This window comes from Scandinavium sp. M-37, from assembly GCF_043558715.1.
Taxonomy (GTDB): Bacteria; Pseudomonadota; Gammaproteobacteria; order Enterobacterales; family Enterobacteriaceae; genus Scandinavium; species Scandinavium vulneris_A.
In genome coordinates this window covers 370,526-393,836 of sequence record NZ_JBIGIN010000001.1, presented here as the reverse complement: position 1 = coordinate 393,836, position 23,311 = coordinate 370,526, and the positions used below count along the sequence as shown (strand labels likewise).

The 23,311-nt window shown below is 53.1% G+C and carries 21 protein-coding genes and 1 pseudogene; 17 read left to right on the top strand and 5 right to left on the bottom strand.

The genetic code is table 11. The features are described 5' to 3' along the window. Nucleotides 1-203 precede the first annotated feature (203 nt). The 5 genes from tssI (at nucleotide 204) to ACG0Z5_RS01785 (ending at nucleotide 5,420) form a co-directional block, all read left to right on the top strand. Nucleotides 204-2,090 (top strand): type VI secretion system tip protein VgrG, encoded by a 1,887-nt coding sequence (gene tssI, locus ACG0Z5_RS01805; RefSeq protein WP_394445037.1) that lies wholly within the window; start codon nucleotides 204-206, stop codon nucleotides 2,088-2,090. 33 nt (nucleotides 2,091-2,123) lie between these two features. Next, a complete protein-coding gene (locus ACG0Z5_RS01800) occupies nucleotides 2,124-3,008 on the top strand; it encodes a hypothetical protein (protein ID WP_394445036.1) in 885 nt (294 codons plus the stop codon). Further along, entirely contained in the window at nucleotides 3,008-4,129 is a 1,122-nt protein-coding gene (locus ACG0Z5_RS01795) for a PAAR-like protein (RefSeq protein ID WP_394445035.1), read from the top strand. Before ACG0Z5_RS01800 ends, ACG0Z5_RS01795 begins: the two co-directional genes overlap by 1 nt. 10 nt (nucleotides 4,130-4,139) lie before the next feature. After that, entirely contained in the window at nucleotides 4,140-4,721 is a 582-nt protein-coding gene (locus ACG0Z5_RS01790; protein ID WP_394445034.1) for a hypothetical protein, read from the top strand. A 126-nt stretch (nucleotides 4,722-4,847) separates the two neighbouring features. Beyond that, on the top strand, nucleotides 4,848-5,420 hold the full coding sequence (locus ACG0Z5_RS01785; RefSeq protein ID WP_394445033.1) for a hypothetical protein: 573 nt from the start codon (nucleotides 4,848-4,850) through the stop codon (nucleotides 5,418-5,420). Between the two features lie 98 nt (nucleotides 5,421-5,518). Here ACG0Z5_RS01785 and ACG0Z5_RS01780 read toward each other — a convergent pair whose 3' ends face one another. Then, nucleotides 5,519-5,968, bottom strand: coding sequence for a DMT family transporter (locus ACG0Z5_RS01780; RefSeq protein WP_394445032.1), 450 nt, complete (start codon nucleotides 5,966-5,968; stop codon nucleotides 5,519-5,521). Continuing rightward, nucleotides 5,965-6,483, bottom strand: a complete 519-nt coding sequence (locus ACG0Z5_RS01775) for a GNAT family N-acetyltransferase (protein WP_394445031.1) — start codon at nucleotides 6,481-6,483, stop codon at nucleotides 5,965-5,967. The genes ACG0Z5_RS01780 and ACG0Z5_RS01775 overlap by 4 nt, the downstream gene beginning before the upstream one ends. Nucleotides 6,484-6,604: 121 nt before the next feature. Between ACG0Z5_RS01775 and ACG0Z5_RS01770 the strand changes: the two genes are divergently transcribed. The 3 genes from ACG0Z5_RS01770 (at nucleotide 6,605) to ACG0Z5_RS01760 (ending at nucleotide 9,202) form a co-directional block, all read left to right on the top strand. After that, nucleotides 6,605-7,180 (top strand): helix-turn-helix domain-containing protein, encoded by a 576-nt coding sequence (locus tag ACG0Z5_RS01770; protein ID WP_394445030.1) that lies wholly within the window; start codon nucleotides 6,605-6,607, stop codon nucleotides 7,178-7,180. A gap of 64 nt (nucleotides 7,181-7,244) precedes the next feature. After that, complete coding sequence (locus ACG0Z5_RS01765) at nucleotides 7,245-8,282, top strand: NADP-dependent oxidoreductase (protein ID WP_394445029.1); 1,038 nt, start codon at nucleotides 7,245-7,247, stop codon at nucleotides 8,280-8,282. A gap of 260 nt (nucleotides 8,283-8,542) precedes the next feature. After that, nucleotides 8,543-9,202: a GntR family transcriptional regulator gene (locus tag ACG0Z5_RS01760; RefSeq protein ID WP_394445028.1), complete on the top strand. Its 660-nt coding sequence runs from the start codon at nucleotides 8,543-8,545 to the stop codon at nucleotides 9,200-9,202. 63 nt (nucleotides 9,203-9,265) lie between these two features. Here the strand turns inward: ACG0Z5_RS01760 and pqqU are convergent, their stop codons facing one another. Further along, nucleotides 9,266-11,380, bottom strand: coding sequence for a TonB-dependent receptor PqqU (gene pqqU, locus ACG0Z5_RS01755; RefSeq protein ID WP_394445027.1), 2,115 nt, complete (start codon nucleotides 11,378-11,380; stop codon nucleotides 9,266-9,268). A gap of 256 nt (nucleotides 11,381-11,636) precedes the next feature. Here pqqU and ACG0Z5_RS01750 point away from each other — a divergent pair, with 256 nt between their 5' ends. Further along, complete coding sequence (locus tag ACG0Z5_RS01750; protein WP_394445026.1) at nucleotides 11,637-12,698, top strand: YncE family protein; 1,062 nt, start codon at nucleotides 11,637-11,639, stop codon at nucleotides 12,696-12,698. Between the two features lie 76 nt (nucleotides 12,699-12,774). On the opposite strand, the gene ansP is transcribed toward ACG0Z5_RS01750, so the two are convergent. Together ansP and ACG0Z5_RS01740 are read right to left on the bottom strand one after the other, a co-directional pair. After that, on the bottom strand, nucleotides 12,775-14,238 hold the full coding sequence (ansP, locus tag ACG0Z5_RS01745) for an L-asparagine permease (RefSeq protein ID WP_394445025.1): 1,464 nt from the start codon (nucleotides 14,236-14,238) through the stop codon (nucleotides 12,775-12,777). Between the two features lie 272 nt (nucleotides 14,239-14,510). Then, nucleotides 14,511-15,401: a LysR family transcriptional regulator gene (locus ACG0Z5_RS01740; protein ID WP_394445024.1), complete on the bottom strand. Its 891-nt coding sequence runs from the start codon at nucleotides 15,399-15,401 to the stop codon at nucleotides 14,511-14,513. 105 nt (nucleotides 15,402-15,506) lie between these two features. Here ACG0Z5_RS01740 and ACG0Z5_RS01735 point away from each other — a divergent pair, with 105 nt between their 5' ends. The 8 genes and pseudogenes from ACG0Z5_RS01735 to ACG0Z5_RS01700 all read left to right on the top strand — a co-directional run bounded on the left by ACG0Z5_RS01735 (nucleotide 15,507) and on the right by ACG0Z5_RS01700 (nucleotide 23,283). Beyond that, nucleotides 15,507-15,905, top strand: a complete 399-nt coding sequence (locus tag ACG0Z5_RS01735; protein WP_394445023.1) for a cupin domain-containing protein — start codon at nucleotides 15,507-15,509, stop codon at nucleotides 15,903-15,905. A gap of 108 nt (nucleotides 15,906-16,013) precedes the next feature. Beyond that, nucleotides 16,014-16,565: an AAA family ATPase gene (locus ACG0Z5_RS01730; RefSeq protein WP_394445022.1), complete on the top strand. Its 552-nt coding sequence runs from the start codon at nucleotides 16,014-16,016 to the stop codon at nucleotides 16,563-16,565. Between the two features lie 91 nt (nucleotides 16,566-16,656). Next, a complete protein-coding gene (locus ACG0Z5_RS01725; RefSeq protein WP_394445021.1) occupies nucleotides 16,657-17,658 on the top strand; it encodes an LLM class flavin-dependent oxidoreductase in 1,002 nt (333 codons plus the stop codon). Beyond that, nucleotides 17,655-18,776 carry an amidohydrolase gene (locus ACG0Z5_RS01720; protein ID WP_394445020.1) on the top strand — a complete coding sequence of 374 codons (1,122 nt, stop codon included), beginning with the start codon at nucleotides 17,655-17,657 and terminating at the stop codon, nucleotides 18,774-18,776. The genes ACG0Z5_RS01725 and ACG0Z5_RS01720 overlap by 4 nt, the downstream gene beginning before the upstream one ends. Before the next feature lie 21 nt (nucleotides 18,777-18,797). Then, nucleotides 18,798-21,073, top strand: a pseudogene (locus tag ACG0Z5_RS01715) (NtaA/DmoA family FMN-dependent monooxygenase). 10 nt (nucleotides 21,074-21,083) lie between these two features. Then, on the top strand, nucleotides 21,084-21,593 hold the full coding sequence (locus tag ACG0Z5_RS01710; RefSeq protein ID WP_394445019.1) for a GNAT family N-acetyltransferase: 510 nt from the start codon (nucleotides 21,084-21,086) through the stop codon (nucleotides 21,591-21,593). A gap of 9 nt (nucleotides 21,594-21,602) precedes the next feature. Next, entirely contained in the window at nucleotides 21,603-22,523 is a 921-nt protein-coding gene (locus tag ACG0Z5_RS01705; RefSeq protein ID WP_394445018.1) for an amino acid ABC transporter permease, read from the top strand. Continuing rightward, nucleotides 22,507-23,283 (top strand): amino acid ABC transporter ATP-binding protein, encoded by a 777-nt coding sequence (locus ACG0Z5_RS01700; protein ID WP_394445017.1) that lies wholly within the window; start codon nucleotides 22,507-22,509, stop codon nucleotides 23,281-23,283. The genes ACG0Z5_RS01705 and ACG0Z5_RS01700 overlap by 17 nt, the downstream gene beginning before the upstream one ends. Nucleotides 23,284-23,311: the final 28 nt, after the last annotated feature.

Genomic DNA, 23,311 nt, shown 5'->3' with positions numbered 1-23,311 from the left:
TCATGCAGGTTTTATAAACGATTTGGCTGGTTTTATTACTGTGATTTGTCATTTAACGCATTGCCAAAAAGCTGGAGAGTTGTCTATTGAATTCAAAGGCTATATAAAACCGACATATTCTGATGCTCCAAATATTAACACACTACTACTGGATAGCAGTTTATGGATGATAAATATAACGCAGGTAATTATGGACCATATCAATGATAAATAATGGATTGTATTTTACGCTGAATGTTAAAGATTTACCCCGTGAGACTTTTTCGGTAGTGGGCTTTACCTTACAGGAACAGTATTCAGCACTGTTCTCGCTCGAACTGGAACTCGCCAGCGCTATACCGGCTGTCGATTTTGGTAAAGTGTTGGATAAAGATATAACGCTGATGGTCTGGCGCGATGCCGTCATGCAACGCGCGGTCAATGGCATTGTTGTTTCAATGGAGCAGGGGGACACTGGGTTTCGCCGTACCCGTTATTCTCTTTCTGTTCGGCCTGCTCTTTGGCGTGCCAGCCTGAGGCGTAATTCACGGATATTTCAGCAACAAAATCTGCAAACCATCGTGGAAACGCTGCTGGGTGAGCATGGTATCAGTGACTATGCCTATTCACTGCGCTATGAACATGCCGTCCGTGAGTTCTGCGTCCAGTATCAGGAGGATGATTTAACATTCATTGAACGCATGTTTGCCGAGGAAGGTATCTTTTACTTCTTTGAACATGACGGTGACAGGCACACGCTGGTCTTCGCTGACCACTGTGATACCCAGAATGCTGGGCCCGTTTTACCCTACAATCCCGCACCGGCTCAGGAGCCCTGTATCACGACGTTGCGTCGACGTGAAAGCCTTCGCCCTTCAGAAGTCATGCTAAAGGATTACACCTTTAAAAATCCGCCCTGGGACGCTGTCTTCAGAGAGTATGCCCGGGACATGGAGTATCAAAATCAGCGTTATTTTCATTACGACTATCCGGGGCGATACAAAGATGACTCCGGAGAACGCTTTTCCCGCTGGCGGGTGGAGGCTCTGCGTAATAATGCCCATCAGGGAGACGGATCTTCTAATTACGCCGGCCTGCAACCCGGTACAGATTTTACGCTAACTCACCATCCACGCCCTGACATGAACACCCGCTGGCAGATAACCTCCATTACCCACAGAGGAAATCAACCGCAGGCGCTGGAAGAGGAAGCCGGTGAGACGGGAACCACGCTGGTCAATCAGTTCAACTTTATACCCCGCAACCAGACCTGGCGTCCTCTGCTGACGGATAAACCGCGTATTGATGGGGCGCAAATTGCCATTGTCACCGGCCCGCCCGGCGAAGAGATTTACTGCGATGCGTATGGTCGTATTCGGGTTCGTTTTCTTTGGGACCGGTCAGGGAAAACCGATGACAGTAGCTCCTGCTGGATACGAGTCTCCCAGCCCTGGGCGGGGAAAGGTTGGGGAAGTCTGGCAATTCCCCGCATCGGGCATGAAGTCATTGTTGAATTTCTGAACGGTGATCCCGACCAGCCAGTGGTCATAGGGCGGACATACCATGTCAATAATTTGCCACCAGGTGGCCTGCCAGGAACAAAAACCCAGATGAGTCTGCGCTCTCAGACCCATAAAGGTGCTGGGTTTAATGAGTTACGTTTTGAAGATGAAAAGGGCAAGCAGGAAGTGTTTATCCATGCCCAGAAAGATATGAATACCAAAATATTACATGATCGCACGATGACAGTAGCCAACAACGATGCAGAAACCATTGGAGGATTTCAGAGCATCACGGTAGATAAAGATCAGACCCTGACGATTAAAGAAAACAAAATAGACAATATTAAAGGTAATGAAACCATTTTCATTGGTGGAAATGAAGTTGTTACCGTTGATGGGAGCTATATCCTAACGGTTAAATCAGATTCCTGTAAAATTATACGCGGGGGTGCCAATATGGAGTTAATGAATGAATCCATTAATTTAAAAGTTGGCGCCGCCTCTATTGCAATGAAAGCAAGTGGTGAGATTGATATTCGAGGAGCAACAATTACGATTAATGGAAGCGGAATTGTTGATATTGATGGTTCCGAAGTGCAAATTAATTAATGGCAACGTCGTTCTTTCTACGAGGGATGAGTTATGACAATGAACGAAAGTAGTGATGCTGTGATAACAACGAATAATTCACTGCTACGCATTACAAAATATAGGGTTGAGCAAGAGATTGCAATAAAACTTAATGACATCCCTGTTAACAGCACTCAGGTTAAAACGGACTATACTCTATCACATAGTGAACATGAACCTCTGTTATATTTCGTGCATGTTGACGATTATATTTCAAAGATATCTCCAGATTCACACCAGCCTTTATTAGATGTAGTGAAAGAAATCGACAGGATAAAAAGTAATGTTGCTTTGTGGATTCATCCCTCGACAGGAAAACCTGTGAGTATAATGAATCATCAACAGATTATTACTGAATGGCAATCTTATAAAGAGGAATTTCTCAAAAAGAACGAATTCATTCGTGCCGAAGAAGTAAAGCAACATATTAATAATTTCATTTCAGCCTTCGATGATCAAATTCACTCCCATGAACAGTTAGTGTCTAATCTGGACACTCAGCTATTCTTTACAACTTATTTTGATCACCTTTTAGTTCGCAGCCAAAATTTTGAGAGTGATGTATTGATGGATTTTCATTCGCAGCTTTTTGAAAAAGTGGTGACTCCACTAACGGTAACACAGAAGATCGTTCAGGAATCCCCTGAGAGCATCGTAGTGCGCAAAACGGCAAAACCCGCTGGCTTTATCGATGTGGGTGAAATAGAACGGCAATATAATCAAAAATACAAACCCTCTATTGATTATAAGTTCTCAGCCTACTCTATGGAGTATGATTCTCAGATTGAATTTAATACAGCTGGTAAATATTTGGAATACGCTGACATCCGAATGAGGGAGCGAGTAGAGAGTAATGTCGAATTGGATATTAGTTGTCGAATTCGGAGGAAAAACTAATGGCGCAATCATTTGTTCGTCAGGGGGTGAATATTGTTTGTAGTAATATGACAGTTTCATCACCCAGAAAGTTAGGCTTGCATCCGGGTAAAGTACCAATTAAAACTGCAGGCATTACGATAAACACTGTTGTCCCTGCACCATTGCTGAATATTCTGGATAAAAAACTAGACGATTGTTTTAAATGCAAAATGCCGAAAAAAGTGTGGGGCGGACTGGCTGCATTTTTTGCAGGTGTTGCGATTGTGGCAATTTTAATAGTGGTGGTGGTTACGGCTCCTGTTTCGGGTCCAATTGTTGCCGCAATAGCCGGGATTGCAACTGTAACATCTGCTATTGTTGTTGGCTCAGCCGCTGCCGTAGGTGGTATAGTATCCACAGTCTATGCTGTTTATAAGCTAAGTCATGAATGCGACAAGATTTTCGATGCACAATGGATGGATTTCCACAATACGGTTTTATTTGAGAAACACTATGCGCTGCTCAATCAATCATATTTACTATGCCCTGTCGGTGGCAGGCTTAATATTATTATTAGTGACCAACTGGCTTCACAGGCGGCAAGATTAATATCCAGTGCAAACAATAAGGAGGTTTGGCTACAGTGGGGAAGTAAATTTATTACAGGCTTTATTGCTTTTTGCCTTGGGGGGCCAATAGGTGTAACTATAGGTTCAGGGTTGGAGATCTATAGTACGGTGACGGACAAAGGTCTTTCCAATCAGAATGCTAATATGCTGGGTGAAGTGGGTAAAGCGATACAGGATCATGCAGTGAGCACTGTAACAGAGGCTGCGGTTAAGCAAAGTTTAATCAATCGCGGTGGTTCAGTTATTTTAGATGTCACCATTATAGGGATGAATAAAGGAATATTAACGCAAGTACATGGTGATGCCGTATTAAATTGGTTGGCCAATAATGGAGAGAGCTTTTCATGGAAAGGTCTTGGTGCTAATTTTTTGAAGGGGCTCTCTGGTGCTGTGGTTAGTTTTGCGGTAGATCAAGTATCCAATAAATTTGAAGTCGATTATGAACGGAAAGCTAGTGATACAATGGGTTCATTTGATTCGAAAGATAATATTGATGGATATAATATCAAAGTAATATCCACTAAAAAATAAGGAAAAAGGCATGATTAAGGGATTGGGTTATACTTTTGGTATGTTTATTGGTATACCGCTCATTGTCATAGTCGTTAATTTTCTGTTCTTCCGTGGTAACCAGGTTACACAAAAAGAGGTGGGTGAATACATTGCTAACTCAAAGATTATTGAGGTCCGCGTTTCAGCCGGGATTAAACAGGTTTGGGACGTCTACTATCCAAAAATAACACAAGGGAATAATGTTAAAGTAATCATTCGTGTCGATTTTTATTCGGCGGCACATCAAAAGTATATGGAGTTGATTACTTTTGATGGTTATGATTTTCGGGGTGAGTATCATTATGATAATAATAGAACTAGAATTGAAGTCATCCGGTCTGGTGGAGATTTCTTAGTTCGTGCTAACCAGGTGCAGTGGAATGACCCCGCTTACGGCACTGAAGCCAACCCGGTGCCTGTATTCGGTGTGAAAGTCATTAAAAGTGGAACCGGGGACTCTCAGGTGGAATTTGATGTCCCGGATGATCTTAATCGAATATTTGTAGAGCAATATCTGGATCATTTCTTATCAGAAGATGCATTTGACAAACTATTTAGGTCTAAGACATAAAATTGAACGGCAGAGGGATCCGTACATCTCTCTTAATCCCGAAAGTCTGTACGTTGATGGGATTTGAAAATGTCTAAATAATGGAATTAACATCTACAAAATACCAACGTAAACAAGGGAAAATTCATGGTTAAGGGACTAGGTTATACGCTAGGGGTTTTCATTGGATTCCCACTCATTCTCATTGTAGTTAATTTTTTATTCTTTAGTGGTAACGATGTGACACAAAAAGAGGTGGGTGAATATATTTCTGGGTCAAAAGTTATTGAAGTTTCCATACCGTCTGAGTCTGCAGAAATTTCTGAAGGTTACTATCCAAAATTAACTCAAGGTAATAACCTAAAAAGAGTTATTAGAGTCCAGTTTTATTCGCTGGCACATCATAAATATATGGAGTTGATCACCTTTAATGGTTATGATTTTCGGGGTGAGTATCATTATGATAATAATAAAACTAGAGATGTAATAATATATTCTGGTGGTGATTTCTTAGTTCGTGCTAACCAGGTGCAGTGGAATGACCCCGCTTACGGCACTGAAGCCAACCCGGTGCCTGTATTCGGTGTGAAAGTCATTAAAAGTGGAACCGGGGACTCTCAAGTGGCATTTGATGTCCCGGATGATCTTAATCGAATTTTTGTAGAGCAATATCTGGACCATTTTTTATCTAAAGAAGATTTTAAGAAACTCTTTGGATAAAAATACCTGTAGGAAACGTAGAGGAGCCCATACAGATTCCTCTATTCGTTGAATCACTATAGATAAAAGAGTCAAAGTGGATGAGTGGTAAAGAAGGCTCAGAACGAACGTCTGGCGACCAGCCATGCGCCGACCACCAGCATCACTGCCCCACAAACCGGGCCGATCAGCGCCCGCCACGGAATGCCCTGCTGGCGCAGGATATCCATCGCCAGGCCGCCAATCAGCTGGCTGGCGACCAGCACCGCAATGGTAGTCGCTGCGCCGACATACTGATAACCACTGATGCTGGCAAAGACAAAAAACGAGCCCAATAATCCAGGGATTAAGGTCCACCATTTGACGGTAGAAGCCAGTTCCTGAAAACCGCTCAGCCCATGTTTAATCAGCAAAATCGACACGAACAGCACAATGCCGACCAGCGAATTGAGCAGCATGGCGATAAGGATCGTCGATGCCGACTGGGTGATGCGCACCATCAGCGTGTTCTGGATAACCAAACCGATTCCGGCGGCAATCAGAAAGGTGAGGGTTAACGACTGGTTCATCCGCGTGCGTCCGGGTCCCGGCGATCGTCGAGCTGGAGTTGCATAAAGGTCAGATCCAGCCAGCGACCAAACTTGGTGCCTACCTGCGGCATTTGCGCGGTAGTGATGAATCCGAGCGAGGCGTGCAGCTTCAATGAAGCCTGGTTTTGCGATTCGATGCCGGCAATCATCACATGTTTACCCATCTGTTGCGCTTCGAGGATAAGTTGACTCAGCAGCGCACGGCCCAGACCTTTCCCCTGATGGTCAGGATGAACGTATACCGAATGCTCAACGGTATGGCGGAATCCGTCGAAGGCACGCCAGTCACCGAAAGAGGCGTAGCCGGTCACTGTGCTGTTTTCTTCGCTCACCAGCACCGGATATCCGGCTATCTTCCGCGCTTCATACCAGGCAATACGGTTGTCGGTATCAACGGTTTGATCGTTCCAGATAGCCGCGGTGTGCAGTACCGCATGATTATAGATTTCGGCGATCGCCGCGCAGTCATCAATGCTGGCGTAACGAATGTTCATGGCAAGCCTCGGGTGTTCACTATAGTAGTACGGTATAGATACTATAGTTTTGTCAGGTTTGACAAGAGGCCCGTGAAACGGTGGGTAGAAAACCCAGGCCAATGCACTATAGTATTACGCCATGAATACTATCGAAGACAATCTTAATCAGCGCATAAGCGCGCGGATCCGCATCGAACGTGAATCCCGGGGCTGGTCACTCAGCGAACTGGCGGAGCGCGCGGGCGCGTCGCGGGCGATGATCCACAAGATCGAACGCGGCGACAGTAGCCCGACGGCGACGATGTTGGGTCGCTTATCCGGCGCGTTCGGCATCAGCATGTCCACGCTGATCGCCCGGGCCGAAATGCAGGAAGGAAAACTGCTACGCTTTGCCAATCAACCGGTCTGGCACGATCCGCAAAGCCATTATTTGCGTCGTCACGTGTCCCCGCGCAGCGATTTACCGATCGACCTGGTGCAGGTCGAACTGCCTGCCGGGAGCGATATTCCGATGCCTGCATCGTCATACGCCCTGGCGCGTCAGCTTATCTGGTTGCAACAGGGCGAACTGCTGTTTATTGAAGGCGATACCCGACACGCGATGCAGGCCGGAGATTGCCTGGAGCTCGGGCCGCCGAACGACTGTCGTTTTATCAATGAAACCTCTGAAACCTGCGTCTATCTCGTGGTGCGTCTGAATCATTCTGGCTCTTAATGGTAATGCACAGCCGGCGAGGAACGACTAGTCTCAGGAGATGTTTTCACACAAGGAGCAGACCATGAGTCAACACGCGTTACGTCATCGTCGCTGGGTTCTGGCGTCCCGTCCCCACGGCGAGCCAGTAAAGGACAATTTCCGCCTGGAAGAGGGCGACATTCCCACCCCGGGCAACGGACAACTGCTGTTGCGCACCGTTTATCTCTCGCTTGACCCATACATGCGTGGCCGCATGAGCGATGCCCCGTCCTATTCGCCGCCGGTGGAAATTGGCGCGACGATGGTGGGCGGCACGGTCAGCCGCGTTGAGCAGTCCAATCTCGATGGTTTTAAACCGGGTGACTGGGTGCTGAGCTACGGCGGCTGGCAGAACTATGAGATTTCAGACGGACAAGGGCTGGTGAAGCTGGGGGATAACCCGGAACATCCGTCCTGGGCGCTGGGCATTCTCGGGATGCCGGGCTTTACCGCCTATATGGGCCTGCTGGATATCGGCCAACCGAAAGCCGGTGAAACCCTGGTGGTGGCTGCCGCAACCGGGCCGGTCGGCGCGACCGTTGGGCAGATTGGCAAGATCAAAGGCTGTCGGGTCGTCGGCATTGCTGGCGGCAGTGAAAAATGCCGTTACGCCATCGACACGCTGGGCTTTGATGAGTGTCTCGATCACCGCGCGGATGATTTCGCCGAACAGCTGGCGAAAGCCTGTCCACAGGGTATTGACGTCTACTACGAAAATGTCGGCGGCAACGTGTTTGATGCGGTATTGCCGTTGCTGAACACCGCGGCGCGCGTGCCGGTCTGCGGCCTGGTAAGCGGGTACAACGCGACTGACCTGCCTGCCGGTCCGGACCGTCTGCCGCTGCTGATGGGCACGATACTGAAAAAACGTATCCGCATGCAGGGCTTTATCATTGGTCAGGATTATGGTCATCGCATTGGTGAGTTCCAGCAGGCGATGGGGCAATGGATCAGTGAAGGATTGATAAAATATCGTGAACAGATTACCGACGGGCTGGAACACGCGCCAGAGGCCTTTTTCGGTCTGTTAAAGGGTAAAAATTTCGGTAAAGTCGTTATTCGCGTCGGGTCCGACGAGTAAAAAGTGACGAGCGGCGCCCCGGGCGCCGCAACTTTTCGTGCAAAAATTCGATTAGCGTCTTTAATTAACCGTGCAATAGTTAATTTGTATGATGTGCACGGCCTTTATAACAACCTAATAATTAAAAAATTAATATTTGTAGCAGATTGCTCCATGTTATTTCCAACACCACCACGATACAGGCGAGTTTTTGCCACCGTGCAGAGTTGTTTTCTCTTAGGCCGTGACGAGAACAATGCTTATGGAAACAGGAAATAACCATGCTTGATTTTGAAAAAGCACAGCGAATGAGTCTGACCATGCAGGTGGAAGTGAATTTAAAGAGTGCGCTGATTATTGGCGCACTTAAGCCCGGTGCTCGCCTGGTCACGCGGGATCTTGCCGAGCAATTAGGAACCAGTATCACCCCGGTACGGGAAGCGCTGTTGCGCCTTGTTTCTTCCGGCGCACTCCAGGCCACGCCTGCGCAGGCGTTTCTGGTACCAGAGGTAACACTCCAGCGTTACAACGAAATCAATCAGATCCGCAAGAAACTGGAGAGCATGGCGGCGTCCGCGGCGGCGGCATTGATGACCGAGGACAAACTGCACGATTTACGTCACTACGTGGAGGCATTCCACGAGGCCAAAGCGCAGGGTGATATGGAGCGGGCGTTGCAGGCCAACTGCCGTTTCCGCTTTCGCTTGTACGACTATGCCGAAATGCCGACGCTGGCGGCACTCATCGAACAACTGTGGGTGCGTATTGGGCCGTGCTTTCATTATTTGCATCCGATGTCGTGCGAAGTGTTTAAACAGCATCGTTATTATGACGATTTGCTGGGTGCGCTGGAAAAAAAAGATGAAGCGGAGAGTGGGGCGGCGATGTGTCGGGCCATCGATCAGGGGACCGCTATTTTACAGCGGCAGTATATTAATTAATTTCCGTTATTAACGAATTACGAACTTAATATAGCGTGCCGGATGTTCCGGCACGCAAAAAAACTACTGGAACTGATACGCTACCGATAAACCGACGCCGTAATTACGTCCTGGGGCAGGTTCGTAATAACGTCCGTTGGATTCGTTCACAATCACCGATCCCGCATATTCACGGTCGAACAGGTTATCGACGCGGCCATACAGGTCCATTTTCCAGTTGTTGCCGAGGCCAAACTTGTAGCCGGTGTTCAGCCCGACCACGGTCCAGGACGGTGCTTTGGCCGTGTTTTCGTCGTTAGCCATGATATCGCTCATATAACGAATATCGCTCCCTGCATACCAGCCCATTTCAGGTTCATAACCAAACGAGGCGTAACCCATATTGCGCGCAATGCCCGGAATACGATTGCCGTTACAGTTACTGTCGTCACACACATTGCTGCGGTAAGTCGCGTCGAGCCACGTCCATGCCGCTTTCAATTTCCAGCTTTCACCAAACTGCTGATCGAGCGACAGCTCCGCGCCCTGACGGCGGGTTTTACCGGCATTCTTGTAGGTGGTACGCCCGCCACTGCTGGTGTCGGTCACGATTTCATTATCGGTATCGGTCTGGAACAGGGCGGCGGTGAGCAGCCCGTTACCGATTCGCGTTTTGCTGCCGATTTCGACCGTTTCATTGGTCGAGGGCTCGAGGCCAAAGTTCAGGCCGCTCTGATTATCCGGACGGTAGGACAGTTCGTTGATGGTCGGCGTTTCAAACCCGCGCCCCGCTGAAACATAGACGTTCCACGCGTCGGTCACTGCGTATTTCAGTGAGCCCGCCGGGAGCCATTTGTGATAGCTGGCGTCGCCGCTATCGTCGCCGTTACCCGGTGCGACATAGGAATCATTGGAGTCGAACCACACCGAGCTGTAGCGCACGCCTGCATCCAGGGTCAGCTTATCGGTCAGCTGCCACTGAGTTTGCAGATACGGGTCGAGGTTCCACATCAGGTTGCGTTCGTTACGACGCATCGCACCCTGTTGCCCGTATTCCGGCACGCCGTTATTCAGCACATAGTTTTCGTAACCTTTGCGCTTCTCGCTCATATTCTCGTAATCGAGACCGGTGGTGAAGGTGACCGGAACTAACAGCTCACCGCGGTGCGTCCAACGGGTGTCGATCCCCTGATAATGACGGTCAAGGTCGATAACGCCACCGGAGTGTGAAGGTTTGAGCTGCGGCGCCATGGGGATCGACTGATACTGGGTAGTCTGGCGCTCACCGGCGTACATCATCACGCTCAAATCGTCGTGGGCGCTGAGCTCACGCTCGTAGTGCAGGCCCGCCTGAGTCTGCTTGGTTTCTTTACGGGTGTTGTACTGATCGCCGCGCGGCGACTGACGCGGATCGGCTCGCCATTCGCTGTAGCTCAGGCCGCCCGGATCGTTAGCTTTGATATCCACGCTGTTGAACAGCAACGTCAGTTTGCTGACGTCATTGATGCGCACGCCAAGTTTGGCGTTGGCAAGATTCTTCCGCGCGCCGCTGTGATCGCGGTAACCGTGGGTATCGAACCGGGAGGTAGAAACGGTGTAATCCACATCGCCTGCCTGCGTTCCATCCCCCACCGCGCCACTGGCCTTCAGCCCGTAACGCCAGCTGCCGAAGCTACCGTAATAGCTGTTGGCTTCAAGGGTCGTTGGCTGCTGGCCGGTTTGGGTGGTGACGTTGACCACCCCGCCGGAGGAGTTACCGTACAGCGCCGAGAACGGACCGCGCAGGACTTCCACGTTGTCGATGCTGCCAATGTCGATATTCGAGGTTTGACCCTGTCCATCGGGCATGGTTGACGGAATGCCGTCCACATAAATACGGATGCCGCGCACGCCGAAGGTCGAACGCGAACCAAAACCCCGCACCGACAGCTGTAAATCCTGGGCGTAGTTTTGACGGTTCTGTACCTGAAGGCCGGGTACCGCGCCCAGTGATTCCGATAGATTCACCTGCGGGGCGGCATGGCGCATATCCTCGCCGTTAACGACGCTGACGGCGGTGGGCGTATCCAGTTCAGAAACGGATTGTGGGCTGGCTGAGACCACCATCGTCTGTTCGTCGGCAGCCTGGGCGTCAGGCAGTGAAAGAAGCGGCAAGAGTAATGCCGGAAGCGCGGCCCTGCGGACAGTAATGATTTTCATGCAATTCTCGTGATAATGAACCAAATGGAACAACTGTGAATATGTTACTTCTTTTGTAAATTATTTGAAAAGTTTAACGGCACGTTACGTTAAACGCAGGTTTAACAATGGCACATTTCTACCGAAGCGGCGGAATAAACGCTCCCCTTTTGAGTTATTAATGATTACTATTCTCAACAACTAACGCAGTGCCATGACGCTGCGAGCAGGAAGCATGTCGGGCAGTACATCATTTTGCATTTCAAAGGGAGTCGTCATGTCTTTACGTCATATGTCCATGCCGCGTTTTCGCCGTTCTCTGCTGTTGTCCTCTTTACTGCTGGCCGGATCGTTCAGCGCCCACGCCGCGGATGAAATGCTGCGTAAAGCCGTTGGGAAAGGGGTTTATGAGATGGCCGTCAGCCAGCAGGAAAACGCGCTGTGGGTTGCAACCTCACAGAGCCGTAAAATCGATAAGGGCGGGGTGATTTACCGTCTTGACCCGGTGACGCTGGAGGCGACCCAGATCATTCACAGCGATTTAAAACCGTTTGGTGCCACACTTGATAACCAGACGCAAACGTTGTGGTTCGGCAATACCACTAACGGCACCGTTACCGCCATCGATGCGAAAACGGGTGATGTGAAAGGGCGTGTGGTGCTGGATTCACGTCAGCGCAGCGAAACGGTGAAACCGTTGCAGCCGCGCGAGCTGGCCGTGGATGACAAAACCAATACCGTTTACGTCACCGGGGTGGGTAAAGAGAGCGTGGTGTGGGTGATTGATGGCACAACGCTGAAACTAAAAGCGACCATCAGCGGCATCGGTAGTCGGGCGACGGCGTTGGCGCTGGATACCGACGCGCAGCGTCTGTACACCGTGAGCGCAGAGGGTGAACTGGTCACCATCGACACCGCAAAAAACAGCATTCTCACCCGCCAGAAACTGGTGGATGACGGCAAAGAACATGCGTTCCTGAATATCGCGCTGGATACCGCCCATCATCGGGCGTATATCACCGATTTCAAACAGCCGGAATTGCTGGTCGTCGATTACCGTGACGGTAAAGTGCTGAACAAAATCGCGGTGCCGGAATCTCTGGCCGTATTGTTCAACCCAACCCGGAACGAAGTCTACGTGACTCACCGTAAAGCCGGTCAGGTCAGCGTGATTGACGCCAAAACCCATAAAGTGGTGAAAACGTTCGATACGCCAACCAACCCGAACAGCCTGGCGCTTTCCGCCGATGGCAAAACGCTGTACGTCAGCGTGAAGCAGGCATCCAGCCGTGAGAAAGAAGCCACCCAGCCGGACGATGTGATCCGAATTTCGCTGTAAAAAAAAGCCCGGCGCTAACGCTTGCCGGGCCTACGTTGTTCAGACCCGGCCAGCATATGCGCCGCTGGGCTTACAGCTACTTCACGTCGTCAGGATGTACCGGGGCGGTGCTGTGGATCTCACCCACACGCTTGCGCACACCGAACCAGCCCGCAATCAACAGCACGGCTAACAGTGGGATCGAGGCGATGGTGTAAGTGCCATTGGGATAGTCAAAGGCCATCAGCACCAGTACGCTGAGCAGGAACAGCAGGGTCAACCATGAGGTGAACGGCGCGCCTGGCAGCTTGAAGCTGACGTCGGCGCATTTGCCTTCTTTAATGAACTTGCGCAGGCGCATCTGGCACACCACGATGAACGCCCAGGAGGCGATAATGCCGATCGACGCCACGTTCAGCACAATCTCAAAGACCTGTGATGGCACCAGATAGTTCAGGAACACGCCAAACACATACACGACCAGGGTGGCCAGGATCCCCGCGTAAGGGACATGTTGTTTGCTCATTTTTGACATGAACTTCGGCGCAGAACCGCCCATCGACATGGAGCGCAGAATACGGCCGGTTGAATACAACCCAGAATTCAGGCTGGACAGCGCAGCAGTCAGCACCACCATGTTCATCACATCGCCAATATAAGGCACGCCCAGCTTCGAGAAGAAGGTGACGAACGGACTTTGTCCGGCCTGGTAGGCATTCCACGGCAGCAGCAGCACCAGCAGCACGACCGAGCCGACGTAGAACAGACCGATACGCCAGATAACGCTGTTAATCGCTTTTGGCACCATGGTCTGCGGATCTTTACATTCCCCTGCCGCTGTACCGACCAGCTCAATGGACGCAAACGCAAACACTACGCCCTGAACCAGCACCAGCGCAGGCAACAGGCCGTGCGGGAAGAAGCCACCGTTATCGGTGATTAAATGGAAGCCGGTGGTGCCGCCGTCGAGCGGTTTACCGCTGCCAAGGAAGATAGTCCCGACCACCAGGAAAGCCACAATTGCCAGCACTTTAACCAGGGCGAACCAGAACTCCATCTCGGCGAACCACTTCACGCCAATCATATTCATGGTGCCGACGATAGCCAGTGCGCCAAGGGCAAAGACCCACTGCGGAACGTCGCCAAACGCGCCCCAGTAGTGCATGTATAGCGCCACGGCGGTGATGTCGACGATGCCGGTCATCGCCCAGTTAACGAAGTACATCCAGCCCGCCACGTAGGCCGCTTTTTCGCCGAGGAATTCACGGGCGTAGGAAACGAAGCTCCCGCTTGATGGACGATGCAGAACCAGTTCGCCCAAGGCACGAAGAATGAAGAAAGAGAAAATGCCGCACACCAGATAGACGATGGCGAGAGAGGGGCCTGCCATCTGTAAGCGCGCCCCGGCACCTAAAAACAGACCGGTACCGATTGCGCCGCCAATGGCGATCATTTGAACCTGACGGTTGCCCATCGCCTTGTGATAACCCGCTTCATGCGAGTTCAGCCAGCGGCGTTTAGCTGCGTGATGCTCCGCCGCGCTGTCGTGTTTTGTGCTCATGTTGTATCCCGTTTTCCTGTCTTTACCCCTTACCGGGGCCCAAAAAAGTGCCGCAGCGTTTAAACGATTGCGCGGCAGCACAGAGTTCTGCCTTTCTGAACATTCTGACGTAGAGATAAGGCAAAACATGGCGCAGCATCCTACCTGCAAATGTTAAGCGACGCAAAAGATACCCGCCGTTCCAGTGACGGCCGTCGAAACATTTCGTGTGGTCAGATCTGCTGCCTATCAGAGAACCGATAGCATAATTATTTGGTAGCGTTTCCAGTACGTTATGTCAGCCGCAACGTATCAATCAACAGCGCGAACGCCGCCGTGTGCTGGCGACGGTCAGGGTAATAGAGGTAGTAACCGGGGAAGGGGGGACACCAGTCTTCCAGTACACTGACCAGTTTTCCTGAGCTGACGGCGTCGGCGATGGTGTCTTCCGGCACATAGCAAAAACCGAGCCCGGCAAGCGCGGCGTCAATACGCTGAGGCAACGTATTGAGCGTCAGCTGACCTTCGACTCTCACCCGCAGCACCTGGTCGCCTTGTTCAAATTCCCAGGCGTACAATCCACCGCGTGTCGGCAGGCGCATATTGATGCAGCGATGATGTTCCAGCTCGCGTGGGGAAACGGGTGTTCCGAAACGCGCCAGATAATCCGGCGACGCCACCACCGCCATTCGCATTTCCGGGGCGATTTTCACCGCAATCATATCTTTCGCTACCTGCTCACCGAGGCGGATGCCGGCATCAAAGCGCCCATCGACAATATCCGTCAGACCGTTATCGACCGTCACTTCGACATGGATATCCGGATAACGCGCCAGAAACGGGCGCAGCGCAGGCCACAATACCGACTGCATCGCGTGTTCTCCGGCGGTTATCCGAATATTTCCAGCGGGTTTATTGCGCAATGCATGCAACGCATTCAGTTCGTCTTCGATTTGCTGAAGCTGTGGGCCGAGGCGGGTCAGCAACTTTTCACCCGCTTCGGTGGGCGCCACGCTGCGGGTGGTGCGTGTCAGGAGTCGCACGTCGAGCCGCGCCTCGAGGTTACGCATCGCATGGCTGAGCGCTGACTGCGACACGCCCAACTGCGCCGCCGCACGGGTAAAGCTGCGCTCACGCGCCACCACCATAAACGACAGCAGGTCATGAATATTGTCTTTCAGCATTGCCTACCCTGATTAATGAATTGAGTTCATAGTTCCATTCTGATTATGCAGTCTAATCGTCTTGTTCAATCCGCGCTACGCTAGATCCATCAACCAGGAGGAAGTATGAAAATTATTCGTAGTGGTTCACTGCCGTCGGTCAAAGGCCCGGAAGCATGGTTTAGCGGTACGGTCAGAGTTGATGCGCCGTTTCAGGCAACGGAACCGGCCAAAGTGGGCGGGGCGACGGTCACGTTTGAGCCAGGGGCGCGTACCGCCTGGCACACCCATCCACTCGGACAGACGCTGATTGTGACTCAGGGGCGTGGCTGGTTGCAGGAAGAAGGAAAAGACGCTCAGGCGCTGAACCAGGGCGATATCGCCTGGATCCCGCCGGGCATCAAGCACTGGCACGGTGCGAGTTCAGAAACCGCGATGACCCACATCGCCATCGCCGAATCCGAGAATGGATCGCCGGTCACCTGGCTTGAGAAAGTTACCGACGAACAATACGCCGGGCGTTAAACGCCGTTCTTATCAACTTTGAGGCAGGCCTGAAGCGTGAATTCAGGCCTGCCTCACAATTTTCTTGGTTAAAGTGATAGAGCAGGGCAATCAAAAAAGAGGGACGAGATGAGAATTAACGTGGTTGGTACGAGCGGGGTGGGGAAATCAACGCTGGCTCGCCGTCTGGCTACACAATTGAATGTGCCTTATATCGAAATGGATACGCTTTATTGGCGGCCTGATTGGCAGGGAACACCGGACGATGAGTTGTTTGCTCGATTGGAAAACATATTAGCCGCCAGCGAAGGTTGGGTGCTCGACGGGAATTATAATCGTACGCGTCCGGTGAAATGGCGCAACGTCGAGATGATTGTATGGGTGGATTATGGTTTCTGGCGAACGTTACGGCAGGCTGTTGGTCGAGCCTTTTCGCGTGCCTGGACGAAACAGGAACTGTGGCCAGGCACCGGTAACAGGGAACGTTTTCGCCGTTCTTTTTTTAGCCGTGACTCTATTATTCTCTGGACGCTTAAAACATGGCATAAAAATCGGCAGCGCTATTTGACAGATATGCACGATCCGCAGTTTGCAGGGCTGACCTTCGTCAGACTGCGCAATCAGGCCGAAACTGAAGCCTTTATTACCCAATTGTCGCAACAACGTTCCCCTGATATCTAATTTTGTGCTGAGCAAATGTAAATAAATTGTTTCTCAGGCGACACAACCCCTCCTAATAATGCAGACATGTTCCTCATAACGAGCCTGCGACATGTCTTATCGAATCAGTATCCTGGATAAAAGCCCACTGGCAGATGGCGAGACCGCATCTCAGGCCCTGGCCCGTACCTTAACGCTGGCGCAACAGGCCGATGCCTGGGGCTACCACCGTTTCTGGATCGCCGAACACCACAACACGCCGCAGCTGGCGAGCCCGTCACCGGAAGTGGTGATTGGCTGGCTGCTGGGGCAGACCCAGCGGATTCGGATCGGGTCCGGCGGGGTGATGCTGCAACACTATAGCCCGTATAAAGTCGCGGAAAACTTCAACCTGCTGGCCTCTCTTGCGCCGGGTCGTGTCGATTTGGGCGTGGGCAAAGCACCGGGCGGTTTACCGCATTCTACTCGCGCCTTACAGCAGGGCGTGGATCCCCAGCAGAAGGGCAGCTTTGCTGACCAGCTTGCACAACTGGACAACTGGTTATCGCTCACGCGGGCGGAAAGCGCCGATGCAGTGCTGGCGACGCCGGTTCCACCGCAGCGCCCGGACGGTTTTCTGTTAGGGGCCAGCCTCGAAAGTGCAGAACTCGCCGCGCAGCTGGACTGGAATTTTGTGTTCGCCGCGCACCTGAACGGCGATAAAAACCTGCTCCGCGAGGTGATAACCCGCTGGCGGACGCTGAGCCTGCGCGATGCGATTGTCGCGGTGCAGGTGATTGTCGCCCCGGATGCCGCTCAGGCGGCTACCCTGGCGGAACAGGTTGAAGTCTGGGGCGTGCGGCTGGAAAACGGCCAGCGCGTGTCGGTCGCCACTCAGCAGCAGGCCGAAGCCTTTGCGCATCAGGCGGGCAGCCCTGCGGTGGAGATCGTGCGTCGTGAATCGTCGTTAATTGCCGGTACTGCCTTACAGGTGCGCGCCCAGCTGGACGCCCTCCATCAGTATTACGGCGTGGACGAATTCATTATCGACACCCCGATTGCCGAAGGCGCTGCCCGTCAGACGTCATTACGTCTGCTGGCCCAGGCGCTGAACCGCGCGGAGGTGCTGTCATGAACTTCGAACAACAGCTGATTGCCTGGCGGCGCGAACTACACCAGTACCCGGAACTCTCTTTGCAGGAAGTGGCCACCACCGCGCGGATCCGTGACTGGCTGCAAAGCGCCGGTCTGTCGATTTCGCCGTACGCGCTGAAAACGGGCGTGGTGACGGAAATAGGCACAGGTGAAAAGGTGATTGCGCTGCGCGCCGATATCGACGCGTTGCCGATTGAAGAAGCCGCTGAAGTGGCGTTTCGATCGCAAAATAGCGGGGTGATGCACGCCTGTGGGCATGATGTTCACACCAGCGTGATGCTTGGGGCCGCGCTACTGCTAAAAGCGCGCGAAGCCGAGCTGCCGGGCCGCGTACGTATTCTGTTTCAGCCTGCCGAGGAAAGTTTTGGCGGGGCGAAAACCCTGATCCGCGCCGGTGCGCTGGAGGGGGTTTCCGCCATTTTCGGTATGCATAACGAACCTGGGCTGCCGGTGGGCGCCTTTGCCACCCGCGGCGGAGCCTTCTACGCCAACGTCGATCGCTTCGTGGTGCGGGTGCACGGAAAGGGCGCCCACGCAGCCCGCCCTCATGAAGGAAAGGATGCCATTTTGCTTGCCAGCCAGTTGGTGAGCGCCCTGCAAAGCGTCGCCAGCCGCGAGGTGAACACTCTCGATTCGGTGGTGCTGAGCGTGACGCGTATTCAGGGCGGTAATACCTGGAACGTGTTGCCCGAAAACGTCGAACTGGAAGGCACGCTGCGCACCCATCGCACCGAAGTGCAGCAGCAGGTCAAAGCGCGGGTCAGTGAAATGGCCGCCGGTTTTGCCAGCGCCTTTAATGCGCAAATCGACGTGATTTGGTACGCGGGACCCACGGCGCTGGTCAATACCGCCGAATGGGCGGAGTTTGCCACTCAGGTTGCCGACGAGGTGGGCTATCACACCGCGAAGGCGGATTTGCATATGGGCGGTGAAGATTTTGCGGTGTATCTGCAACAGATCCCCGGCGCATTCGTCAGTATCGGCAGCGCCAGTGAATTTGGCCTGCATCATCCGGCGTTTAATCCGGATGAGAAATTACTCGCCCCGGCGGCGCACTATTTTGCGACGTTGGCGGAAAAAGCTTTACAGCACATTTAAGCGTTCACTTAAGGGGTCATTATGTCTTCAGAACGACAATTACGGCTCGGCACGATATTACACGGCGCCTCGGGAAATATGTCTGCCTGGCGTCATCCGGCGGCACAGGCTGATGCCAGCATTAATTTCGAATTCGTTAAACAAACGGCATTAAAAGCAGAGGAAGGGAAACTGGACTTTATTTTTGTCGCCGATGGGTTATATATCAACGAAAAATCGATTCCCCATTTTTTAAATCGTTTTGAGCCATTGACGGTCTTATCAGCGCTGGCGAGCGTGACCCAGCATCTGGGTCTGGTGGGCACGCTGTCGACCTCCTACAGCGAGCCGTTTATTACCGCCCGTCAGTTTGCCAGCCTCGACCATCTCAGCAACGGCCGTGCGGGCTGGAACGTGGTGACGTCACCGCTGGAAGGGTCGGCGAAGAATTTCTCCCGCGCCCAGCACCCGGAGCATGCCCTGCGGTATCGCATCGCCGATGAATATTTGCAGGTGGTGAAAGGGCTGTGGGATTCCTGGGAAGAGGACGCGTTTGTGCGTAATAAAGCCAGCGGTCAATTCTTCGATGCGAGCAAATTACATACTCTCAATCACCACGGTGATTTTTTCCAGGTCTCCGGGCCGCTGAATATTGGCCGCACGCCGCAGGGCAGGCCGATTATATTTCAGGCAGGCGCCTCGGACGACGGAAAAAAATTGGCGGCGACGCACGCTGACGCGATTTTCACTCATCACGACACGCGCGAAGAAGCGCAGGCGTTTTATCGTGATGTGAAAAGTCAGCTGGAAATTCAGGGTCGTCGCGCCGATGAACTGCATATTTTCCAGGGCGTGAGCGTGATTGTCGGTGACGATGCCGACGATGTGGAACAGCAGTACCAAACCACGGCGGCGCTGGTGTCGATGACCGACGCGCTGAACTATCTCGGGCGCTACTTTGAGCATCACGATTTCAGCCAGTATCCGCTGGATGAACCCTTCCCGGAACTGGGCGATTTGGGCCAGAACAGCTTTCGCAGCACCACCGATGAAATCAAACGTAATGCGCGTGAGCGGGGGTTAACTCTGCGTCAGGTGGCGCTGGAAGCCGCCAGCCCGCGCCCGCGTTTTTCCGGAACGGCAGAAGACGTCGCCGACGGTTTACAACAGTGGTTCGACAGCCACGCCGCCGACGGATTCATTATTCAGGGCGGCACGCCGGACACTTTCCCGCGCTTTGTCGACCAGGTAGTGCCCGTGCTTCAGGCGCGCGGCCTGTTTCGCCGTGAGTATCCGGGCCATACCCTGCGAGAAAGCTTAGGTCTGGCTCAACCCGTTAATCAGTTCACGCCACTCGCCAAATAAATAATAAGAGACACTTCACCATGCAAAAATCATCGCTGCTGCTGGCTATCACGCTGGCATTTTCCGGGCTGGCGCAGGCCAGTGACGTCACCATCAACGGCACTGGCGTGAGCGTCGAAGCCAATAAAGCGCCGGTTAATACCGATAAAAACCCTTCGGCCATTGCGCAATTACCGCTGGGCTTCAAACCCGCGGTGCCGGGGAAATTTACCGTCGCCGTGGCGGGGCTGAATCAGCCGCCGCTGACCGTGTTCTCCGATGACAACAAAACCTTGCTCGGCAGCGAAGTGGATATCGCGCGTCTGGTGGCCGATAGCCTTGGCCTGCAGCTCAACGTGGTGGTGACCTCATGGGAAGACTGGCCGCTCGGCGTGGCTTCCGGCAAATACGATGCGGCGGTCAGCAACATTACGGTGACCAAAGAGCGTAAAGAGAAATTCGATTTCGCCACCTATCGCAAGGATTCACTCGGCTTCTACGTCAAATCGACCAGTGATATCGGCAAGATTGAGAAAGCCGAAGATATCGCCGGGCTGAAAATCATCGTCGGGTCGGGCACCAACCAGGAAGCGATCCTGCTGGCGTGGAACGCCGATAACGTCAAAAAAGGTCTGAAGCCGTTTACCCCGGTGTACACCAAAGACGATGCCGCCCAGACGCTGGCATTACAGTCCGGTCGCGCCGATGCCTACTTTGGCCCCAACGTGATCGGTGCCTGGAAAGCGGCGCTGAATGGCAAAACCAAACTGGTGGGCAGCGTGGACGGTGGCTGGCCGAAGGCGGCACACATCGCCGTGACGCTGAAAAAAGGCAGCGGCTTAGCCGAACCGGTGCAGACCGCGCTCAACGGGGTCATTAAAAATGGTGACTACGACAAGGTGCTGAACCGCTGGGGCGAAGGCGTGGAGCGCATTCCGCAATCAGAAGTTAACCCGGCCGGACTCGGCGACTGAGGAGCTTATCATGAGCGAACACTTTCGAGATGTTTCCCCGGAAGATGCGGAACTCCAGCCGATTCTGAACGGGCTGTTTGCAGAATATGCCGCCCGCTACGGCGACTACTTTTCACGTGACGCCGAGGTTGAGCTGACCGAATGGTATTTGCCCCCGCAGGGACTGTTTATTGTGCTGGAGCGTGAGGGGGCGATCATTGCCACCGGGGCCTACAAACCCTATGACGCCCAGACCGCCGAAATCAAACGTATCTGGACCGATAAAACCCTGCGTCAGCAGGGGCTGGCCGGACGCGTGGTGGCAGAACTGGAACGGCGGGCGCTGCTCGCCGGATATACCCAACTGTATTTGACCACCGGTTTTCGCCAGCCCGAGGCGGTGCGTCTGTACCTGAGCCAGGACTATCAGCCGCAGTTCGATCTTTATCGCGATCCGGAAGAGTACAGCCGCCCGCCGTTCGATGGACGACTTCGGTTCACCAAAGCGCTGGCGGTGCCCGCGCTCAGTAAAAGCGCCTGAGGAGTGACGATGAAGACGCACGAAACCATTAAAGTGGTGCCCGCGCGCTACCCGCTGCGCATCGTCGGTGCCGGGGTGGCGCTGTTGATTCTGGCGATCGTTATCCAGTCGGTCGCCTTTAATCCGCGCTGGGAATGGGGGGTGTTCGCCCGCTGGTTCTTCGATCCGATAATCCTGGAAGGGTTAGGGCAAACGCTGCTGTTGACCCTGCTTGGTACGGTGTTGAGCGTTCTCTTCGGCGGTGTTCTGGCCCTGTGCCGGTTGTCATCATCCTGGTTGCTCAGCAGCCTGGCATGGGGATACATCTGGCTGTTCCGTTCGCTACCGCTGATCGTGGTACTGATCGTGCTGTACAACTTCTCGTATCTCTATGACACCCTATCGGTCGGGATTCCGTTCACCGGCATTACGTGGGCGAGTTACCAGACCATCAATGTGCTGGGGCAGTTTTCCACCGCCGTGGTTGGCCTGACGCTGGTGCAGAGTGCCTATACCGCTGAAATCATTCGCGGCGGTTTTCTGGGGGTCGATCACGGTCAGTATGAAGCGGCCTCGGCGCTGGGGTTGCCTGCCTGGCGACGCACGCTGCGTATTATTCTCCCGCAGGCGCTGCGCACCATCTTGCCTTCCGGCTTTAACGAAATTATCAGCCTCGCCAAAGGCACTGCTATGGTCTACGTCCTGGCTATGCCGGAACTGTTTTACACCATCCAGATGATCTACAACCGCACCCAGGAGGTTATTCCGCTGCTGATGGTGGGCGCGGTGTGGTATCTGGTGATCACCAGCTTCCTGTCCGCCATTCAGTATCTGGTGGAACGCGCCCTGGCGAAGAGCGAGCGCCGCTCCGCCGTCAATACCAACCGCAGCCGCGCCGTTACGCCTGCTGCCACTGCAACCCAGGAGCCTGCCCATGCTCAACTCTCCTGAAGGCCACATTTCGATTACCGGCGTCAGCAAATATTTTGGCCGCCACAAGGCGCTGGATAACGTGTCGCTGGAGATCCCGCCCGGTACGGTGACGGTGATATTAGGCCCGTCAGGCTCGGGAAAATCGACGCTGCTGCGCACCATCAATCATCTGGAACGGGTGGACGAAGGCTTTATCCAGATTGATGGCGATTACATCGGCTACCGTCGACAGGGCGACAAGCTGTATGAACTCAAGGAAAAGGAGATCCTGCGCCAGCGTGTCAACGTCGGCTACGTGTTCCAGAACTTTAATTTGTTCCCGCACATGACGGTGCTGGAGAACCTGATTGAAGCCCCGGTGGCGCACCGCCAGCTCACAAAGAAACAGGCCACAGAGCGGGCCTATGAACTGCTGGATGTGGTTGGCCTGCGCAATAAGGCCGACGCCTGGTCGCGTCATCTGTCCGGCGGGCAGCAGCAGCGCATCGCCATCGCCCGTGCGTTGGCCCTGAAACCGCGGGTGATGCTGTTTGATGAACCGACCTCGGCACTGGATCCGGAGCTGGTGGGTGAAGTGCTGGATGTGATCAAAACCCTGGCACGGTCCGGCACCACGCTGGTGGTGGTGACCCATGAGATTGGTTTCGCCCGCGAAGTGGCGGATCAGGTGGTGTTTATGGTTGATGGCAAAATCGTCGAGCAGGGCGAAAGCGACGCGGTGCTGAATCGCCCGCAGCATCCACGAACGCGACAATTTTTATCGAAGGTACTGTCATGACTAAATGGACCCTACTTTGCGGACTGCT

What these genes read in the sequence shown, in the direction of transcription:
- ACG0Z5_RS01785 (WP_394445033.1), top strand. Translation starts at nt 4,848, where the DNA reads ATGGTTAAGGGACTAGGTTATACGCTAGGGGTTTTCATTGGATTCCCA.
- ACG0Z5_RS01705 (WP_394445018.1), top strand. Translation starts at nt 21,603, where the DNA reads ATGAAGACGCACGAAACCATTAAAGTGGTGCCCGCGCGCTACCCGCTG.
- ACG0Z5_RS01710 (WP_394445019.1), top strand. Translation starts at nt 21,084, where the DNA reads ATGAGCGAACACTTTCGAGATGTTTCCCCGGAAGATGCGGAACTCCAG.
- ACG0Z5_RS01775 (WP_394445031.1), bottom strand. Translation starts at nt 6,483, where the DNA reads ATGAACATTCGTTACGCCAGCATTGATGACTGCGCGGCGATCGCCGAA.
- pqqU (WP_394445027.1), bottom strand. Translation starts at nt 11,380, where the DNA reads ATGAAAATCATTACTGTCCGCAGGGCCGCGCTTCCGGCATTACTCTTG.
- ACG0Z5_RS01720 (WP_394445020.1), top strand. Translation starts at nt 17,655, where the DNA reads ATGAACTTCGAACAACAGCTGATTGCCTGGCGGCGCGAACTACACCAG.
- ACG0Z5_RS01780 (WP_394445032.1), bottom strand. Translation starts at nt 5,968, where the DNA reads ATGAACCAGTCGTTAACCCTCACCTTTCTGATTGCCGCCGGAATCGGT.
- ACG0Z5_RS01730 (WP_394445022.1), top strand. Translation starts at nt 16,014, where the DNA reads ATGAGAATTAACGTGGTTGGTACGAGCGGGGTGGGGAAATCAACGCTG.
- ACG0Z5_RS01740 (WP_394445024.1), bottom strand. Translation starts at nt 15,401, where the DNA reads ATGCTGAAAGACAATATTCATGACCTGCTGTCGTTTATGGTGGTGGCG.
- ACG0Z5_RS01760 (WP_394445028.1), top strand. Translation starts at nt 8,543, where the DNA reads ATGCTTGATTTTGAAAAAGCACAGCGAATGAGTCTGACCATGCAGGTG.
- ACG0Z5_RS01790 (WP_394445034.1), top strand. Translation starts at nt 4,140, where the DNA reads ATGATTAAGGGATTGGGTTATACTTTTGGTATGTTTATTGGTATACCG.
- ACG0Z5_RS01750 (WP_394445026.1), top strand. Translation starts at nt 11,637, where the DNA reads ATGTCTTTACGTCATATGTCCATGCCGCGTTTTCGCCGTTCTCTGCTG.
- ACG0Z5_RS01735 (WP_394445023.1), top strand. Translation starts at nt 15,507, where the DNA reads ATGAAAATTATTCGTAGTGGTTCACTGCCGTCGGTCAAAGGCCCGGAA.
- ACG0Z5_RS01725 (WP_394445021.1), top strand. Translation starts at nt 16,657, where the DNA reads ATGTCTTATCGAATCAGTATCCTGGATAAAAGCCCACTGGCAGATGGC.
- ACG0Z5_RS01800 (WP_394445036.1), top strand. Translation starts at nt 2,124, where the DNA reads ATGACAATGAACGAAAGTAGTGATGCTGTGATAACAACGAATAATTCA.
- ACG0Z5_RS01700 (WP_394445017.1), top strand. Translation starts at nt 22,507, where the DNA reads ATGCTCAACTCTCCTGAAGGCCACATTTCGATTACCGGCGTCAGCAAA.
- ACG0Z5_RS01770 (WP_394445030.1), top strand. Translation starts at nt 6,605, where the DNA reads ATGAATACTATCGAAGACAATCTTAATCAGCGCATAAGCGCGCGGATC.
- ACG0Z5_RS01795 (WP_394445035.1), top strand. Translation starts at nt 3,008, where the DNA reads ATGGCGCAATCATTTGTTCGTCAGGGGGTGAATATTGTTTGTAGTAAT.
- ansP (WP_394445025.1), bottom strand. Translation starts at nt 14,238, where the DNA reads ATGAGCACAAAACACGACAGCGCGGCGGAGCATCACGCAGCTAAACGC.
- tssI (WP_394445037.1), top strand. Translation starts at nt 204, where the DNA reads ATGATAAATAATGGATTGTATTTTACGCTGAATGTTAAAGATTTACCC.
- ACG0Z5_RS01765 (WP_394445029.1), top strand. Translation starts at nt 7,245, where the DNA reads ATGAGTCAACACGCGTTACGTCATCGTCGCTGGGTTCTGGCGTCCCGT.